The organism is Pseudomonas sp. 2995-1, from assembly GCF_002742505.1.
GTDB lineage: Bacteria > Pseudomonadota > Gammaproteobacteria > Pseudomonadales > Pseudomonadaceae > Aquipseudomonas > Aquipseudomonas sivasensis.
Window position 1 is genome coordinate 1 of record NZ_LJSA01000684.1, and the last position, 260, is coordinate 260.

1 protein-coding gene is annotated in these 260 nt (G+C 35.4%); it reads left to right on the forward strand.

Features of this window, described 5'->3' with window-relative positions; translation table 11 throughout:
- Nucleotides 1–9 precede the first annotated feature (9 nt).
- Nucleotides 10–260, forward strand: a 251-nt coding sequence (locus AOA61_RS33115) for a ComEC/Rec2 family competence protein (protein ID WP_368731130.1), incomplete at its 3' end; no start/stop codon positions are given.

Consider the following 260-nt stretch of genomic DNA (forward strand, 5'->3'; position numbering starts at 1 on the left):
GGGCTACATGTGGGATTAATTACATATGCTTTATTTTATCTATTATGTCGGATTGGCTTAACTCGGGAAAAAGCGAGTATTTTCCTGATCATATTATTACCATTCTATATCATCCTTGCAGGTGGCGCTCCATCAGTCACTAGAGCTTCTATCATGTGCATGGTATTTTTGTTATTTGGCTTATGTAGAATCAAAATTTCAGGTATTACCGTACTGTCGTTAGTTTGTTTAGGTCTTCTAGTGTTTAACCCTTTTTATAT